Annotated in this window: 17 protein-coding genes; 1 reads left to right on the forward strand and 16 read right to left on the reverse strand. The window is 62.9% G+C overall.

What is annotated here, in order from left to right:
- Window positions 1-2 precede the first annotated feature (2 nt).
- The 13 genes from X738_RS65085 to X738_RS65150 all read right to left on the reverse strand — a co-directional run bounded on the left by X738_RS65085 (window position 3) and on the right by X738_RS65150 (window position 12,458).
- Window positions 3-1,100 carry a peptidase C39 family protein gene (locus tag X738_RS65085; protein ID WP_031255527.1) on the reverse strand — a complete coding sequence of 366 codons (1,098 nt, stop codon included), beginning with the start codon at window positions 1,098-1,100 and terminating at the stop codon, window positions 3-5.
- 256 nt (window positions 1,101-1,356) lie between these two features.
- Window positions 1,357-2,148 carry an anti-sigma factor family protein gene (locus X738_RS65090; RefSeq protein WP_023800755.1) on the reverse strand — a complete coding sequence of 264 codons (792 nt, stop codon included), beginning with the start codon at window positions 2,146-2,148 and terminating at the stop codon, window positions 1,357-1,359.
- On the reverse strand, window positions 2,145-2,663 hold the full coding sequence (locus X738_RS65095) for a sigma-70 family RNA polymerase sigma factor (protein ID WP_023800756.1): 519 nt from the start codon (window positions 2,661-2,663) through the stop codon (window positions 2,145-2,147). Before X738_RS65095 ends, X738_RS65090 begins: the two co-directional genes overlap by 4 nt.
- Window positions 2,664-2,975: 312 nt before the next feature.
- Window positions 2,976-3,218: a type II toxin-antitoxin system VapB family antitoxin gene (locus tag X738_RS65100; RefSeq protein WP_023800757.1), complete on the reverse strand. Its 243-nt coding sequence runs from the start codon at window positions 3,216-3,218 to the stop codon at window positions 2,976-2,978.
- 59 nt (window positions 3,219-3,277) lie between these two features.
- Window positions 3,278-6,019, reverse strand: coding sequence for a DUF2339 domain-containing protein (locus X738_RS65105; protein ID WP_023800758.1), 2,742 nt, complete (start codon window positions 6,017-6,019; stop codon window positions 3,278-3,280).
- A 269-nt stretch (window positions 6,020-6,288) separates the two neighbouring features.
- Window positions 6,289-7,065, reverse strand: coding sequence for a DNA repair protein RecO (recO, locus tag X738_RS65115; RefSeq protein ID WP_023800760.1), 777 nt, complete (start codon window positions 7,063-7,065; stop codon window positions 6,289-6,291).
- A gap of 12 nt (window positions 7,066-7,077) precedes the next feature.
- Entirely contained in the window at window positions 7,078-8,031 is a 954-nt protein-coding gene (locus X738_RS65120) for an aminoglycoside phosphotransferase family protein (protein WP_023800761.1), read from the reverse strand.
- Between the two features lie 42 nt (window positions 8,032-8,073).
- The gene (gene era, locus X738_RS65125; protein WP_023800762.1) at window positions 8,074-9,009 is read right to left on the reverse strand and encodes a GTPase Era; all 936 of its coding nucleotides are present in this window, start codon (window positions 9,007-9,009) and stop codon (window positions 8,074-8,076) included.
- Window positions 9,006-9,731: a ribonuclease III gene (rnc, locus tag X738_RS65130; protein ID WP_031255532.1), complete on the reverse strand. Its 726-nt coding sequence runs from the start codon at window positions 9,729-9,731 to the stop codon at window positions 9,006-9,008. The genes era and rnc overlap by 4 nt, the downstream gene beginning before the upstream one ends.
- Before the next feature lie 3 nt (window positions 9,732-9,734).
- Complete coding sequence (gene lepB, locus X738_RS65135) at window positions 9,735-10,484, reverse strand: signal peptidase I (RefSeq protein ID WP_023800764.1); 750 nt, start codon at window positions 10,482-10,484, stop codon at window positions 9,735-9,737.
- An 89-nt stretch (window positions 10,485-10,573) separates the two neighbouring features.
- The gene (gene acpS / locus X738_RS65140) at window positions 10,574-10,975 is read right to left on the reverse strand and encodes a holo-ACP synthase (RefSeq protein ID WP_023800765.1); all 402 of its coding nucleotides are present in this window, start codon (window positions 10,973-10,975) and stop codon (window positions 10,574-10,576) included.
- A gap of 364 nt (window positions 10,976-11,339) precedes the next feature.
- A complete protein-coding gene (locus X738_RS65145; protein ID WP_023800766.1) occupies window positions 11,340-11,909 on the reverse strand; it encodes a putative glycolipid-binding domain-containing protein in 570 nt (189 codons plus the stop codon).
- A gap of 3 nt (window positions 11,910-11,912) precedes the next feature.
- Window positions 11,913-12,458, reverse strand: a complete 546-nt coding sequence (locus X738_RS65150; protein WP_051407873.1) for a DUF417 family protein — start codon at window positions 12,456-12,458, stop codon at window positions 11,913-11,915.
- A gap of 83 nt (window positions 12,459-12,541) precedes the next feature.
- Between X738_RS65150 and X738_RS65155 the strand changes: the two genes are divergently transcribed.
- Window positions 12,542-13,045 carry a MarR family winged helix-turn-helix transcriptional regulator gene (locus tag X738_RS65155; RefSeq protein WP_023800768.1) on the forward strand — a complete coding sequence of 168 codons (504 nt, stop codon included), beginning with the start codon at window positions 12,542-12,544 and terminating at the stop codon, window positions 13,043-13,045.
- A 116-nt stretch (window positions 13,046-13,161) separates the two neighbouring features.
- Here X738_RS65155 and X738_RS65160 read toward each other — a convergent pair whose 3' ends face one another.
- From X738_RS65160 to X738_RS65170, 3 genes are all read right to left on the reverse strand, one after another.
- A complete protein-coding gene (locus X738_RS65160; protein WP_023800769.1) occupies window positions 13,162-13,542 on the reverse strand; it encodes a VOC family protein in 381 nt (126 codons plus the stop codon).
- A gap of 109 nt (window positions 13,543-13,651) precedes the next feature.
- The gene (gene pyrE / locus X738_RS65165) at window positions 13,652-14,230 is read right to left on the reverse strand and encodes an orotate phosphoribosyltransferase (RefSeq protein ID WP_023800770.1); all 579 of its coding nucleotides are present in this window, start codon (window positions 14,228-14,230) and stop codon (window positions 13,652-13,654) included.
- 176 nt (window positions 14,231-14,406) lie between these two features.
- Entirely contained in the window at window positions 14,407-16,635 is a 2,229-nt protein-coding gene (locus tag X738_RS65170; RefSeq protein WP_023800771.1) for a RelA/SpoT family protein, read from the reverse strand.
- Window positions 16,636-16,689 lie beyond the last annotated feature (54 nt).

Below are 16,689 nucleotides of genomic sequence, written 5' to 3' on the forward strand. Positions count from 1 at the left end.
CTTCAGCGCTTTCCGAGGATTATGGCGGCACGCAATCCATCGCGGCCGAATTGCGCCATGTTCATGAAGATGCCGTAAGGCACCGGAATGTTGGCGGCATCAAGGATGGTCTCCTGTCTCTCGTCTTCGACCCAGGGATCGTGGATCAGGATATGGTCGCCATCGTCGCCGATGGCCAGCACCCAGTGCGGAACCTTCTTGCCGAACATAAGGAAGCCGCTGATCAGGACCAACACCAGTTTTCCTTCTGCGATTGCGGTGCGGATATCGTCTATGGCGAATGGACGGTAATTCACCGGGATGCCGTAACGTTCCGCGCGCCGGCGAAAGTCGACCTGCGCCAGTTCCATCACCCGGCGCTTGTCTTGGCTGCGCACCGACTGCAGGAACAGCGCACCATGAAAGGAGACATATATCTCGGCAGACAGCCCGCTTTCGTGGCCGGCAACGGCGAGGCCGAACGGCTCGCAGCCGCCCGGCCCCGACATCATGAAAACGGTGGTCGACTCGCGCCACAAACGGATTTCCATCACCGGGTCGGGCACGAAGCCGGCATCGAAATTGGCCATCGCCATCATCAGGCAGCACGGGCCGCAAGTGAAATCGCAGGTCTGCTGGTAGAACGGCACCCTGGTGGCGACCGGAATGTCGCCGCGCAGGGTCTTTTCGTAGCGCAGCGCCGTGGCGCCGTCCTCGTAATAGCCCGGTTCGCGGCCGATCTTGCGGTAGCCGCTCTGCTCGTAAATGCGGATGGCTCGGCTGTTGTCCTCGCGCACCTCGAGACGCAGCATCATGCGGTTGTGCTCGAAGGCGGCTTCCTCGGCCCGTTCCAGCAGCATGCGGCCAATGCCGAGCCCGCCGGAAAACGGACCGGTGGCAATGGAATAGAGCCGCGCGACTCCGCTGCCCTTGCGAAACAGCACGACCGCATAGCCGGCGATGCGGCCGTCGTTTTCGGCAACCAGCATCTCGGCGGTCTCGCGTTCGATCAACTGACGAAAGGAACGGCGGGAAATGCGGTCGCCAGAGAAAACAGCTTTTTCGATCGCCGCGAGGTCATCGACGTCGGACGCGCGGGCCGTGCGAATCTCGGCAGGCATGCGGGCTTGGAAAACCTCGATTGGATTCTTGGAAAGGCCTGGTCAGAAGTGTCGACAACACAGCCGAAGCGCCAGCATCCGTCAAGCGCTATCGCACCTCGATTCGGGCTGAATTGTGACAGTTTCGGCGGCGCATGACCCCCAAAAAAATCGAAATCGATTTTCGGAAAGTATCATGCGCAAAAATTAAGTGCCGCAGCCTTTGCGTGTCCAAAGACGCGGCGCTGTAGACGCAAGCTTTGAAAAACAGCGCAGCTCAGCTGGCAAGCCCGGCGACAAGCTGGCTGTAGGCGCTCTTCGCCACTGCAGTCAGCTGCGCGCGCGGCAGCGAGCCGACGACGGCGCAGCCATAGCCCTTGTCCAACCAGTAGATCGCCTCGGGGCCGTCTTCTTCCGATCCATAAGTGCCCTTGGTCTTCTCGGCCGATTCCGCTGTGACGAACAGCGAGATGCGCTCGCCCTTGGCGTCCTCATAAAGCAACATCGCGGCCTTGCTCTCGCCAGCGGGCAGCAGCCGACCGCCGATGAGCTGGAATCCTTGCGCCGCCAGATCCGGTGCGACCAGCTTCAGGCCGAGCCTATTGGACAGCCAGGTCTGCAGATGATCCTTGTCGCTGGCCGGCACTTCCACCGCATGCCGCTGCTCGGCGGCATAGAGGACATGGGCTGCGATCGCCTGTTCGGCGAGTTGGTCCTCGGCCGGATCTTCCAGACCGAGATGGTCGATGCCGGCGACATAGCCGCCAACACCGCCGATGGCCAGCATCGCCGCTGCGGCGGCCGCCCGCCACCAGCGCGAGCTCGATGCCGCCGTCTTGACCGGCCCCTCGCCGAACACGATATTTTGCAACCGCGCCGGCACCGGCTCGTCGAGCACGCCGGCGAAGGCGGCACGAAGTGCTGCGCGGTCGGCGACATAGCGGACGCTCCTCGCCTTCATTTCAGGATTGGCCTCGAGCCAGGCGTCATAAGCCACGCGCTCGTCAACCGGCAGCTCGTCATCGAGGGCCATATGGATGTCGCGTTCGGAAAAGTCGCGCCGGGTCATTTCTCGACGATCCTTATCGCCCGGCGACGCGCGGCATCATCCAGCAACCCGCGCAACTCGTCACGCCCGCGCGCGATGCGCGACATCAGCGTGCCGGCCGGAACGCCGAGGATGTTGGCGGCCTCGGCATAGGAAAAGCCTTCGATGGCGACCATGACCAGTGCTGCGCGCCGATCGGGGCTGATCGCCTGCAACGCGTCGATGATCTCGCGCGAGGCGATGCTCTCCACCTGCTCAGCGGGCGCTGCCTGCGCCTCGCGCGCTTCCAGCGGCAAGATCGCTGCTTCGCCGCGCCGGTTCACCTTGCGCATCTGGTCGATGAACAAATGATGCATGATCGTAAACAGCCACCTCCTGGGGCTTTCTCCAGTCTGCCAATTGTCGAGCCGCACAAGCGCCCGTTCGAGACAGTCCTGAACGAGATCGTCGGCGGAATCGCGATCGCGCAGCAGCGAGCGCGCGTAACGGCGCAGGCGTGGTATCTCGCCAAGGATTGCTGCCTTCTTTTCGTCCATGACCGCTGGTTCTGAGGTCGCCCTTGTTCATCCGATTGAACGCGCCTTCACGGCGCGGCGCAAGCGGCCAGCGCGAAGCGGTCCGCCGCCCGGCCACCCAAGCAATGCAATAACGCTGGCGCGGACCGGTTTATTCCCGGTGGGATTGAGAGGCAACGCAGAGTCCTCTCATCGCGGGCCCCGATAACCCGCCGTGGCATGTGCGGAAGGCGCAGCGAGCCGCCGAGTTCCTTCGCACCCCTCCAGCGCTGCGAAATATCCCACGCCGTATTGGGACTCACAGTTGAACCGCCCAGACCGGGCTCGCCAGCGTCAGTCTTCCCATGCCTCGTCAGTAAATGCCTTCATGTCGAAGTTGGGATCGGATGGCCCCAACGCGGCACACTTCTCCTGCCACACCGCAATCCTGTCCCGTAAAGGCTTGCAGGCGTGGTTACGCTCAAGTTCATGCAAAAGCGCAATCCGCACGGCTTCCGTTTTGCTGGCGGCGTTGATCTCTCGCTGCAGTTTCGTGGCCAACGCATCCACTTCGTCATCGCGAATATAGAGCGGCACTTGAAAGTCTCCTTCGGGATATTCAAATATTTCATTTTGAATATCCAAACAACAGACCTTTAGGTTCCTCTCGCTGCTCTTGTCAGCAGCCGCTGATAGAACAGGCCGATGCCGATCAGCACCGCGCCGAGGCCGATGAAGGACAGCGCCCTCAGAACGCCTTCCAGTTCCGACATGTCGAAGAGGAACACCTTCAACACCGCGACCGAGATCAGGGCGGCCGACGCAACGCGCAGCACCTGCGACTTCAGCCAGACGCCGGCGGTGAGCAGCGCCACGCCAATGATCAGCCACAGCGCGGAATAGGTGTAGGTCTCGAGCTGGCCGAGGCCGCTCCACAGGCCGATGAACTCGCCCTTGAACAGCCGCCGCACCGATAGCGTCGCATAGACGAAGGCGAGCAGCGCCGCCATCAGCGCCAGCATCGCGGCATACCATTTCGGCCGCTTGTCACGGGCGTAGAGCGCGAGCCCGCCGGCAGCGATGGCCGGCAAGAGATAGGCGAGGAACAGCAGGTTGAACACCGGGATCCGGCCGGTTGATTCGTCGGTAAACAGCGGGTTCAGCGCCACAAAATGCTGGATGACGATGAAGGCGACCGAGACGACGCCCGCGGCAAGCGAACCATAGCGCAGCATCAAGCTTGGCGAGCGCATGTCGACGGCGACCAGGATGGCGCCGGCGCCGATGGCGATCAGCGTGTAGATCGCCTGCTCGGCGAGCGTCGCAGCACCCATGTCGATGACGCCGCCATGCATGGCATGGCGCACCAATATGGCAACCGTGAGCACTGCAAACAGCGCTGCGCCCGCTTCCATGGCGAGGCGTGGCCGGCCATTTGTGGTGCGGGCGAGTTGCCAGGCGGCGAAGCCGAAGGCAAGCGCCGGCACGCCGTAGCCCGGCAGCAGCCAGTTGAACACCGGCGTCCTCGACAGGAATTCAGCGCCGACGATTGTCGGATCGAAGGCGATGCGACCGAGCACCGCGATGACCGCAGCGACCGAAATCCAGCCGAGCACCGGGTAGGCGCGCCAGCGGGTGGCCAGCGCCGGCACGATGGCCGCGGCACCCAGAAGCATGGTCGTCCAGCCGGACCCAAAGGCCATGTAGAGCATCAGCAAGGCAGCGACTGCTGCCCCGCCAAGCGCGAACGAGACGGCCGCACCGCCCCGCAGCGGCGGCTGTTCACCGCGCGCAATCCACTCGCCGCCGGTGGCGAAGACCACCACCAAAAGGGCTGCAACCGCCGCGTAGACAAGATCGCGGTCGAGATTGCCGAAGGTGAACCAGAGCGCCAACAGAATGACCAGCGGCGCGACAACGCCCCATGCCGCCCATGAGGCGGCGCGGATGTGAGCCGATGCAGCAAATTTGCGCGCTGCCCAGAAGCCGGCTGCGATGAGCACAAGTCCGAGAACGATGCCGATCCTGAGTATCAGCGTATCGGCAACTGCCGCCGGCAGGCCATCGACGCCGAGAGCGCCACCCGAAAAGTCTGAAACGACAGAGGTTGGCGGAATGATGCCGAGGTAGACCAGAACCGTCGCCAGCCCTGCGGCGTGCAGAAGCGCCAGCGCCAGCGGTCGGTAGAGCGCTACCGCGACCAAGGCTGCGATAAGGGCTGCACCCGGCAGAGCATCGCCGGCAGCGTATGCGGGGTCGACGAACAGCGCCATCGCCGAAAGGCCGACGAAGAAGCCAGGCGCGACCGATGGCCAGTCGAAGCCCCTGGCGGGTTCTGCTTCGCCACCGCGACGGCCGAGCCAGACGAGGGCGAGCACCGCCAGGGTCACCGCATTGATAAAGAGGACGACAGGCAGGTTGGTGCCCGGCGCATCGGTCATGTAAAGAATGGTCCAGAGGCCGGTGCCGACGAACGCTGCCGCCATCAGCAATTTCCAGTCGCGCAGGCGGGCGATCACGCCGGTAGCGGCGAGCACAATCGCCAAATAGCCGAACAGCGCCCAAGGATTCGGCGCCTGCGAGGCGACCAGCATGGGCGTCACCACCGCGCCGAGCAGGCCGACACCGGCCAGCGCCTTGCCATGGACGAGGGCTGCTGCGATCGTCGCCACACCGATGGCGCCGAGCAGCGTGAAGGCGAGCGCCGGCCCGATGAAGCCGTAGACGCCATGCGCGGCATAAACCGTGCCGAACAGGATGAAAGCACCGGCCGCCGTCAGGATCGCCGGAATATAGGCGCCGGCGACTCCCTGCACCGGCACCTTGAAGCCGGTACGGCGGATGAACTCGCCGACGGCGACCAGCACCAGCCCGAGCATTGCTGCCATGCTCAGCCGCACGCCGGGACCGAAAATGCCGGCCTCGATGGTGTAGCGGATCAGAAACAGCCCGCCCAGCGCCAGCGCGATGCCGCCGACCCAGACCGCCCAGCGGGTGCCGAGCGCCGTTTCAATATCGGGTTTTTGGGCCGGTTTCGCCGTCGCGGCCACCGGTTGCGCAGGTGCAGGCCCAGCCGGCGCCGCTTCACCCGCAGCCCACGGTCCGGATGCAGCCTCCGTGGCTTCAACCTCCGTGGGCGGCTTTTCCTCAGCAGCAGCTTCGCCCGCCGGTGGCGGGGCAATGTCGGTGACGGCCGCAATTGCCGCGTCTGCCGGCATGCTGTCGTTTGCGGCCTGTTCTACCGGCTTGGCCTGCGGCGGGGCCACATGGACGCCCGAAAGCACGAGGCTGCGCAGCGCACCAAGTTCGCGCTCGATCAGGCCGATGCGGCTCTGCTGGCGCGAGATAATGACGAACAGCGCGATGATCGCGACGAGGCCGATCAGGCTTTCGAACATGGCGGTTCCCCCAAACCAAGCCAGTAGTGACCGACAAATACGGCGGCCAGACGGCCAGCCGAGTCAGCGCCGCCAGACTGGCGAGCGGAAAGACTGGCGAGCGGAAAGATCGAGCATGTTTCGGTGCCGAAAGCCAGCGGCGGCGCCTTGTATTTGTTGTCGATGATGCGCTGGAGCAATTCCAGGCCGGTATATTCAGCCGATGTCGGCGTGTGGAATGGTGCCGAGGCCGGGCGGCGAGACCTGGCCTGGAAAGAGTTCCACGTCGCTCATGTAATGATTTCTCCGGCGGCGGTCTCGGCGCCAATCTCTTTGCCCGCCGCATGGTGCTTGCGTAGGGCGGCGAGGAAGCCGGTGCGGGCACCGGGCGCCTCGATCCCGCGCGGCTCGTAGACATGGCGGGAAAAAAAGAAGCCGGTCAGCCGGAAGGCGTCCTCGATCGCCGCCGGATCGGCGCGCAGCCCGGAGCCGCGCTGCAGGAATTCGGGGAGCACCAGCATCTTGTCGCGCCATGGCGCGCCTGCGGCGCGCGACACGGCGCGCCCGGACTTCGGCGAGACATAGGCAAGGTCCTGCCTGGCGCCGGTCGCGGCACACTGGCTGAGATCGAGGCCGAAGCCGAGTTCGTCGAGAATCAGCAATTCGAAGCGCGCCACCAGCTCGCCGGCGGCGTCCGCATCGTCGAGATGGGCGATCATCACGGCCAGCGTCTCGTAGAGACCGTCATGCGCGTCGCGCTCGGGCAGCAGGCGCAGATGCGCCGCCATGGTCTGCAGCCCATAGATGGCGACGGCGCTGTCCATGAGCCGGGCGGCGTTCATCTCGATCGCCTCGGCCTGGAAGGTGCCCAGATGCTCGTCGAGTCGCGCCCGCCACAACAGGTCGACGCGGTTGCCGGGCTGCAGAACCGGCTGTTGCTTGCGCGAGCGGCCGCCGCGCACAAGGCCGAGGTGGCGGCCGTGCGCACGCGTCATGACCTCAAGAATGGCGCTGGTTTCGCCATGCTTGCGGGTGCCGAGAATAATTCCCTCGTCGCGCCATTCCATGAACGCAGCTTGTCATCGCTTCGGTGGCGAAATCAAGTTTTTCAGGCGCTGTGTGGGTGCCCTCCGCGGCGATCCCGCGCGGAGGTGATCGGCAAGCACTTCATCGATCACGCGTCGCGACTTTTCAACCTCAATTGGATTGATGTCTATATGGCCGGCGACCGTAATCAGCGCTTTCCATAGCGTCCAGCCACGGCCTCGCGCCCAGGTTGCCTCATCGGCCTGAAGACCGGCGCGAAACACCTCTCGGCTTTTCCCTTCGAAGAGCGTCCACGCAATCGCCAAGTCGCACGAGGGATCGCCCACGCCTGAAGTTCCGAAGTCGATCACGGCGCTCAAAGCACCTTGCCTGACCAACAGGTTTCCCCAACTGACGTCGCCGTGGAACCAGACGGGCGCGCCGTGCCATGTCGCGGCAAGCGCTGCTTCCCACACCGCGCTCGCGGCGACCGTGTCGATCTTGCCGTCGAGGGTTGCAATTGCTTGCCGGGTCTCACCGTCATAGACGCTCAGTGGTCCGCCGCGAAAAAAATTGTGCTGCCCTGGCGCCGGTCCACCGGCGGGATCGATCCGTTGCAGGGCGACCAGGAACTGGGCCAGGCCGGCCGCGAATTGCGGCAGGCTGGCAATACGCTCCAGCGTCGCCGTCTCGCCTTCGATCCAGCGGTAGACGGACCAATGCCAGGGATAGTCGTCGGCCGGGGCTCCCATCGCCAGCGGGACAGGGACAGGCAGCGGCAGCAGAGGCGCAAGCCTTGGCAGCCAGCGATGTTCCTTTTCGACCTGCAAGGCATAGGCGGCCGCACTCGGCAGCCTCACCAGCATATGGTCTCCGAGATAAAAGGTCCTGTTGTCCCATCCGCCTGATGCAACCGGCCGGACAGCAAGATCCTTCCATCGCGGAAATTGCGTGGCGACCAACCGGCTCACGAGGGCTGTGTCGATAGTGACTTCTGGTTCGAGCATGATCTTTTCCGAAAACCGGCTCCCACTTTTCGGGAACATGCTCTAATGCGGAAAATCCAGCCCCATCTCGCGATAGCGCTCGGGGTCGTCGCCCCAGTTCTCGCGCACCTTGACGAACAGGAAAAGATGCACCTTCTGTTCAAGGATACCGGATATCTCCATGCGTGCCGCCTGGCCGATGGCACGGATCGTCTCGCCCTTGTGGCCGAGCACGATCTTCTTCTGGCTGTCACGCTCGACATAGATGGTCTGGTCGATGCGCACCGAGCCGTCCTTCTTCTCTTCCCATTTCTCGGTCTCGATATGGGAGGAATAGGGCAGTTCCTGATGCAGCCTGAGATAGAGCTTTTCGCGGGTGATCTCGGCCGCCAGCTGACGCATCGGCAAGTCGGAGATCTGGTCTTCCGGGTAATACCAGGGGCCGGCAGGCAGGGTTTCCGAGAGATAGTCGAGCACGTCCTTGCAGCCCGACCCGGTTAGCGCCGAGACCATGAAGGTGCGCTTGAACGGCACTCTTTCATTCGCTGCCGCGGACAGGGCCAGCAGCGCCTCGGGCTTGACCCGGTCGACCTTGTTGAGGATCAGCACCATCGGCTGGCGGACATCCTTCAGCCGTTCGAGGATCGCGTCGGCGTCGCCCCTGATGCCGCGCTCGGCGTCGATCAGCAGCAGCACGATGTCGGCGTCCTTGGCGCCGCCCCAGGCGGTCGTCACCATCGCCGTGTCCAACCGCCGCTTCGGCTTGAAGATGCCCGGCGTGTCGACGAAGACGATCTGTGCGTTATTGTGGATGGCGATGCCGCGCACGATGGCGCGCGTCGTCTGCACCTTGTGGGTGACGATCGACACCTTGGCGCCGACCAGTTGGTTGACCAGCGTCGATTTCCCCGCATTGGGCGCGCCGATCAACGCGACGAAGCCAGAATGCGTGGTGGCGGCTTCTGTTGCCGGCGGCGGGACGTCTTCGGTGGCGGTCATGCCGCGCTCCCCTTGTTTAGCCAGACGCCTTCGCGCAACAGCAGTGCGGTCGCGGCGGCTTGCTCGGCCTCGCGCTTGGAGCGCCCGCTGCCGCTCACCGGCGGATAGGCGCCGACCTTGACGCTGACGGTGAACAGCGGATCGTGGTCCGGTCCCTCGCGGCTGTCAATTATGTAGACCGGCACGGCGCCTGCCGCCTGATGCGCCCATTCCTGCAGTTCGGTCTTGGCATCGCGGCGGGCGGCACCGATGGCCTGCGAGCGCGGCCGCCAGTATTTGTGGATGAAGGCGCGGGCCGCCTCCAGCCCGCCGTCGAGATAGAGCACGGCGATCAGCGATTCCAGCGCATCAGCCCGCAGATTGACGCGTTTGCGCCCGTCCAGGCCGCGTACGTCCGAGCCGGCACGGATCAGCTCCGGCAGGCCGATCTCCTCGGCGATGTCCGCCAGCACCTCGGCATTGACCAGCGCGTTGAGCCGGAGCGACAGCTCACCTTCGGCAGCATCAGGATACGCCGCCAGCAGCATGTCGGCGACGACCAGGCCGAGGACGCGGTCGCCCAGGAATTCGAAACGCTCATAGTCAATGCCGGCATGGCTGCTGCGGGCGCTGGCATGGGTCAGCGCGCGCTGCAAGCGCAGTCGATCGGCAAAGGCGTGGCCGGTGCGCTCCATGAGCGCTTCGGCGAGCGCGTCGACGGTCAGCCGTTTTGTCGCCACCATGACCTATTTGACGAAATGGAGCAGGCGCGACGCGCGCATCTGCGACGGCCATTTCCAGATTTCGAGCGGGCTGGCGCTGCCACCGATCGAGAAGAAGATGAGGTTGGCGCGACCGACCAGGTTCTCGTCGGGCACGAAACCGACGGTGAAGCGGCTGTCCGAGGAATTGTCTCTGTTGTCGCCCATCATGAAATAGTAGCCGGGCGGCACGTCGAACTCCTGGGTGTTGTCACCGATCGAGTTGGGTATCAGGTCGAGCGTGTCATAGCTGACGCCATTCGGCAATGTCTCGCGATAGACGTCGACCGGCCCGCTCTCCTCGGTGATGTCGCGATTGTCGATCTGCCCGACCTTCTGGCGCTGCACGCCGACGCCGTTGATGAAGAGCTGGCCATCCTTGACCTGGATCTTGTCGCCCGGCAGGCCGACGACGCGCTTGATGTAGTCGACGGAGGGGTCCGGCGGGAACTTGAACACCGCCACGTCGCCGCGCTTCGGCTCGGCGCCCCAGATGCGGCCCGAAAACAGGTCCGGCCCGAACGGCAGCGAATAGCGCGAGAAGCCATAGGACCATTTGGTGACGAAGAGATAGTCGCCTTCGAGCAAGGTCGGCCGCATCGACCCGGACGGTATAGAAAATGGCTGGAAAAGAAGCGTGCGGATGACCAGAGCGAGCAACAGCGCCTGGACGATGACGCTGACGGTTTCGCCAAGCCCGCCGGATTTCTTCTGGGATTTTTCAGCCACGCTCATGTCGTCCTCGATTATGCGTTGGTTGGTATAGAGTCTCGGCGCGCGCTGGGCAACGTCATGCCGGTGGTGAGATGCGATCAATATGGCGCTTATTCGACGGGCATCGCCTCGATTATCACAAAGGCTTGAGCAAGCGGAAAATCATCGGTGATGGTGAGGTGGATCGCCGCTCTGTGCCCTTCAGGCAGGATCTTGTCCAACTGCGCCGCCGCCCCGCCGGTCAACGCCATGGTTGGCTTGCCGCTGGCCAGATTGACGACGCCCATGTCGCGCCAGAACACCCCTTGCGCCATACCGGTGCCCAGCGCCTTGGCGCAGGCCTCCTTGGCAGCAAAACGCTTGGCATAAGAGGCGGCGCGGGCGCCGCGGTTTTCGGAGCGGGCCTGTTCGACCTCGGTGTAGATACGCTGGATGAAGCGCTGGCCATGGCGCTCCAACGATTTTTCGATGCGTCTGATATCGATCAGGTCGCTGCCGATGCCAATGATCATTGAGCGGGAACTTCCCGTCCGGCCGTTCCAGCTCTGTTCGTCAGGCGCATGGAGCGCGAGAAAGAGCGGCGTGGCCATACGTAGGTGCGCACCCGCTCGAGAAGACCATCAGGCTTGCGGCGTCGAAAAAGCACTCTGTCCCTGTCCTGATCCAATACGCCGGCCCCGGCCACCCGGTAGCGGGTCTTCAAGCACGCCGGAAGGCAATCAAGGCTTCGATATAGCGACACCCAAGTCCCAAGACAACGAATCGCTGCCGCGATGGTCTGCCACAGGAGGTAACCAAATGCGACGGGTTCGCCTTGCCCCGAAGCAGCAAGTTGCATGGACGTCAGCTTGCGAGCGCCAAGCTTCAGCCGCACTCCTATAGTGCACGGCCGGCGTTGCCGGTCTCGAAAACCCAGCCGTCGGGGTAATCTTGAGCAAAGCCAGCCTCGGGAATGAGCAGCGTAGCACGGTATGGCACTGTGGGAGCCTCGTAGATGTACTCGGTCTCACTCACACGATGGTAGGTTTGCGGCAGAACAACCAAACTCGACACGCCAGCCACCAGCCAGGCCACCGGAAAATCCGCCTTGTCGCCGACCTTCAGGTTCATTCTGCGAATTTGTTGTAGGTTCGTCGCCGGCGTAAAGCTGTAGTCCAGATCCACCATCGACTGAACCGCCGGCTGCCGCTGCCCATTGACAGTCCAGCCGGTCTCGTTGCGGATTATTGTGAGATCAACTGACTGGGAACCGATGAACCCGCGAACGCTGCCGGATTTGGTCGTCCAATCTTCGGCCAGTTGCACAGCGTAGTCCAAACGTGCCGGGCCCGCATCCGACAGGTATACAGCGGCTCCATTCAAGTGCCAGCCGAGGTCTGTCTGCTTTAGCTGCACGACATCGTGCCCTGGTGCGTCCGTCCTGCGCCAGATAGCGAGTAGAGACATCTCTCACCTCTCGATGCGTTGTTCATCACCACGATCAATTTTTCGGCCGAGGTCGGATACGAGTTGCTGAAGGCTGCTCCCCAATATGACCAGGCTCACTCCGAGCAAGGCGACATCCTTGATCAGAAAGGCACCTAACCCGTTGAGGAAGGGAAATCCTCCGGAGCCCGTTTCCCAGATCGGCAGGGTGAGCATTGTCGAGGATGTCAGCGCGAAGATGACTGAGCCGATGGCACCCCCCACGAGGCCGGCCCAAACGCTGCGGACAGATGCTATCAGCAGAAGCGCTGTGACCAGTTCGACCACGCCCAGGAAGTAGGAGGCTCCCGCAGATCCGAACGCGGGATAGAGCCATGCCAGCCAAGGCGTATTCTCGATGAATGGCCTAAGCGCCTCGATCTCGATTGCGGTAAATTTCAAAATGCCGATCAACAGCAGAGGGAGCGCCACCCCCAGAAGGGTTACCGCGCGACCGACGGCAGCAAGGTGGTAGCCAGCTTGATTGATGCGCGCCACGAACGGAGCGTTGGCGGTTGCAGAGGTGAACATGGCCTTCTCCTTTCGATTTGTATGCTCAAAGCATATAATAATTCGACCTTGATGTATATGCTCCGAGCATATATTTTTTGGCGATGACCGATTCCAGGATTGAAAATGTGATTGGCGCTCTAGCGCTCGCCTTTGCGGACATTTTGCAGCGGGACGCTCAGGCCAAAGCACCGGAGCCCGGCCCAGCGGCTTCCGCGATCACCCTCATTGGCCACGTACCGGGCCTGTCGATCGAGAGGCTGCGCCGCGCATTGTCACTGTCCCATTCGGGCACCGTCAGACTGGTCGATCGACTGGTCGCGGAGGGATTGGCGGCTCGGTTCTCGGCGCCTGACGACCATCGCGCGGTAGCGCTAAGGCTCACTCCTTTGGGCGAGACGACCTGCAGTGCTATTCTTTCCGCTCGCCAGAAAGGGCTCGCGTCAGCGCTCGCTGTTCTAAGTCAGGAGGAGCTGCAGGAATTCGGTAACCTTGCCGCCAAGCTGTTGCGTGGGCTCGTCAGCACCGAGGACCATGCATACCGTATTTGCCGGCTCTGCAACTATACCGCTTGCCTTGACTGCCCTGTGGAAGCGGAACTGGCCTGAGCTGTGGCTTTGGCAAAACTAAAGCGCGTCGCACCTCGATGATGGCTGCGGCGGGCGTGAACACGGTTGCCCGCAAGCCGACTTGCCGATGCGCTCGTTCGCGCCGAAAATTCCGGTTACCTGTTGTACCAGCTGATCTCGACGAGATTGCCGTCCGGATCGCGGAAATAGACGGACATCATCGGGCCACGGGCTCCGATCCGCTCGACCGGCCCGACTTCTATCGCCACGCCATTGGCAGCCAGGCTGGCACATATCTCCGAGAGCGGGCGCGCGGCGACCAGGCAAAAATCCGCGGAGCCCGGCGTCGGCGCCTTGGCCTTCGGCTCGAAAGTGTGGCCTGCCTCATGCACATTGATCTTTTGCGTTCCAAACAGCAGCGCCGTCGGCCGGTCCGGCTCGTCGAGGCGCTTGAAGCCGAGCACGCGCTGATAGAAGGCGCAGGTGTCTTCGACGGAGCGAACGGTCAGCACGAAATGATCGATGCCGGTAATCACGGTAGCGCCTCAGTTAATGTTTGTTTTAGCAGGTCGTGTCCAAAAACTGCTACGCACCCTCGGTTCAAGCCCCGGTTCAAGCCCAAGGCATGCTTTTAGGCGACATGCCTTAAATGTTGCGGCTGCCCGGCTTGACAGGCGGTATGGCGGCAAGCTCGGGCGGCAGCCTGTCGGCCGGGTAGGCCGGAACCTCATATTCGGCGAGCGCGATCAGCGGCACGCCGACATCGGTCTTGCCGGCCGAGCGGTCGATGATGCAGGCAGCGGCAACCACCTCGGCGCCAAGCGCGCGCAGGCAGTCGATGGTCTCGCGGATCGACAGGCCGGTGGTGACGATGTCCTCGACGATGACGACGCGCGACCCGCTGGCGATCTCGAAGCGGCGGAGCCTGAACTCGCCCGCTTCCCGCTCGACCCAGATCGCCGGTGCGCCAAGATGGCGCGAGGTTTCGTAAGCCGGGATCAGCCCGCCGATCGCCGGGCCGACGACGTAATCGATCCTGCCGGACACAGCAGCGCGGATTTTTTGGGCCAGCGCCTTGCACAGGCGCTCGGTCTTGTCGGCATGCATGAAGACCCGCGCCTTCTGCAGGAAGACCGGGCTACGCAAGCCCGATGTCAGAATGAAATGCCCTTCGAGAACGGCACCGGCTTCACGGAAAACGCCCAGCACTTCGTCGGTGTTCATTGTTCGCTCCGTCCATGGTGAATGGTGAATGGTGAATAGTCAGTAGTCGGCAGTGAGAGCGCCCTTCTTTCACTATTCACTATTCACTATTCACTATTCACTATTCACTATTCACTATTCACTATTCACTATTCACTATTCACTATTCACTATTCACTATTCACTACTCTCGCCATTCACCCATTCACCCGCCGTGCGTCGCTGACGCTCGAATTGTCCTTGAGCTGCGACAGCAGCCGGTTCAGGTGCTTCAGGTCCCAGACTTCGAGATCGATCAGCATTTCGGTGAAATCAGGCGCGGTGCGCACCATCGACAATGTATGGATGTTGGCGTCGTTGGATGCAACGACCTGCGCAATGTCGGCCAGCGAGCCCGGCGCGTTGATGGCGGTGACCGAGACGCGCGCCGGAAACCGCTCCTTGGTGCGCTCGTCAATGTCCCAGCGCACGTCGATCCAGCGTTCTGGCTGGTCGTCGAAGGCCTGCAGCGCCGGCGACTGGATCGGATAGATGGTGATGCCGGTCCCCGGCTGCACGATGCCGACGATGCGGTCGCCGGGCACGGCACCTTCCGGCGCGAAGCGCACCGGCAGGTCGCCGCGCACGCCGCGGATCGGTACGGCGCCGTCCCTTGGCTGGTCCTTGTCCTTGCGTGCGGCGCGGCCCGGAATCTGGAACAGCATGCCGGCGGCGTTGCGGATCTTCGACCAGCCCTCCTCGCGCTGCTTGGGCGCCGCCAGCGTGATGCGCTCGTCCTTGTAGTCGGGAAACACCGCCTTGATGACATCGGTAGAGGCAAGTTCGCCGCGGCCGACAGAGGCCAGCACATCCTCGATGTCCTTGCGTGCCAGCCGATGCAGCACCGATTTCAAGCTTTCCTTGGTAAAAATTTTGCCTGACCGTTCGAAAGCACGTTCCAGTATGCGGATGCCGAGACCCGAATACTGCTTGCGGATGGCGTTCTTGGTGGCGCGGCGGATCGCCGAGCGCGCCTTGCCGGTGACGACGACCGATTCCCATGCCGCCGGCGGCACCTGCGCCTTGGAGCGGATGATCTCGACCTCGTCGCCATTCTTCAGTTCGGTCATCAGCGGCATGATGCGGCCGTTGACCTTGGCGCCGACGCAGGTGTCACCGACATCGGTGTGCACGGCGTAGGCGAAATCGATCGGCGTCGCGCCGCGCGGCAGCGCGATCAGCATGCCCTTGGGCGTGAAGCAGAAAACCTGGTCCTGGAACAACTCGAGCTTGGTGTTTTCGAGGAAGTCCTCGGGATTGTCGCCTTCGGCAAGCTGCTCGATGGTGCGCCGCAGCCAGGCATAGGCGTTGGTCTCCTTCGAGATCGCATGGGCAGTGCCGTTCACCTTGCCGCCGCTGTCCTTGTAGATCGAATGCGCGGCAACGCCATATTCGGCGATCTTGTTCATCTGATAGGTGCGGATCTGCAGCTCGACGCGCTGGCGCGACGGTCCGACGATGGTGGTGTGGATCGAACGGTAGTCGTTCTGCTTCGGCGTCGAGATGTAGTCCTTGAAGCGGCCGGGCACCATCGACCATGTCGTGTGGATGGCGCCGAGCGCCCGGTAGCAGTCCTCGACAGTATCGACGACGACGCGAAAGCCGAAAATGTCGGACAGCTGCTCGAAGGACAGCGCCTTGGCCTCCATCTTGCGGAACACCGACCACGGCTTCTTCTGACGGCTCTTGACCTCGGCCTTGATCGCATATTTGTCGAACAGCGTGGATAGCGCCTTCTCGATCTCGGACAGCACATCCTTGTTGCGCTCGAAGATTTCCGCGAGCCGCGCGGTGACGGCGCGGTAGGCTTCCGGATTGATGAAGCGGAAGGCGATCTCCTCGAGCTCCTCGCGCATGCCTTGCATGCCCATGCGCCCGGCCAGCGGCGCATAGATATCCATCGTTTCCTCGGCGATGCGCAGGCGCTTGGCTTCGGGCACATGGTCGAGAGTGCGCATGTTGTGCAAGCGGTCGGCAAGCTTGACCAGCAGCACGCGAACGTCTTCCGATATCGCCAGCAAGAGCTTGCGCAGGTTTTCCGCCTGCTCGGCCTTCTTGGAGACGAGGTCGAGTTTCTTCAGCTTGGTCAGGCCTTCGACCAGCTTGCCCATTTCCGGACCGAACAGCTCGTCGATCTCGGCCCTGGTCGCCGTGGTGTCCTCGATCGTGTCGTGCAGCAAGGCAACCGCGATGGTCGCCTCATCCATGTGCATTTCGGTGAGGATGGCGGCGACCTCGAGCGGATGCGAGAAATAGGGATCACCGGAGGCGCGCTTCTGGTGACCATGCTTCTGCATGGCGTAGACATAGGCCTTGTTGAGCAGCGCCTCGTTGACGTCAGGCTTGTAGCGCTGGACGCGCTCGACAAGCTCATACTGACGCATCATGGGCGGGATCTCGCAGTGCAGAAATGAATCATGCGCCGCACTGGCGTACGGCGC

The organism is Mesorhizobium sp. L48C026A00, assembly GCF_000502375.1.
Classification (GTDB): domain Bacteria; phylum Pseudomonadota; class Alphaproteobacteria; order Rhizobiales; family Rhizobiaceae; genus Mesorhizobium; species Mesorhizobium muleiense.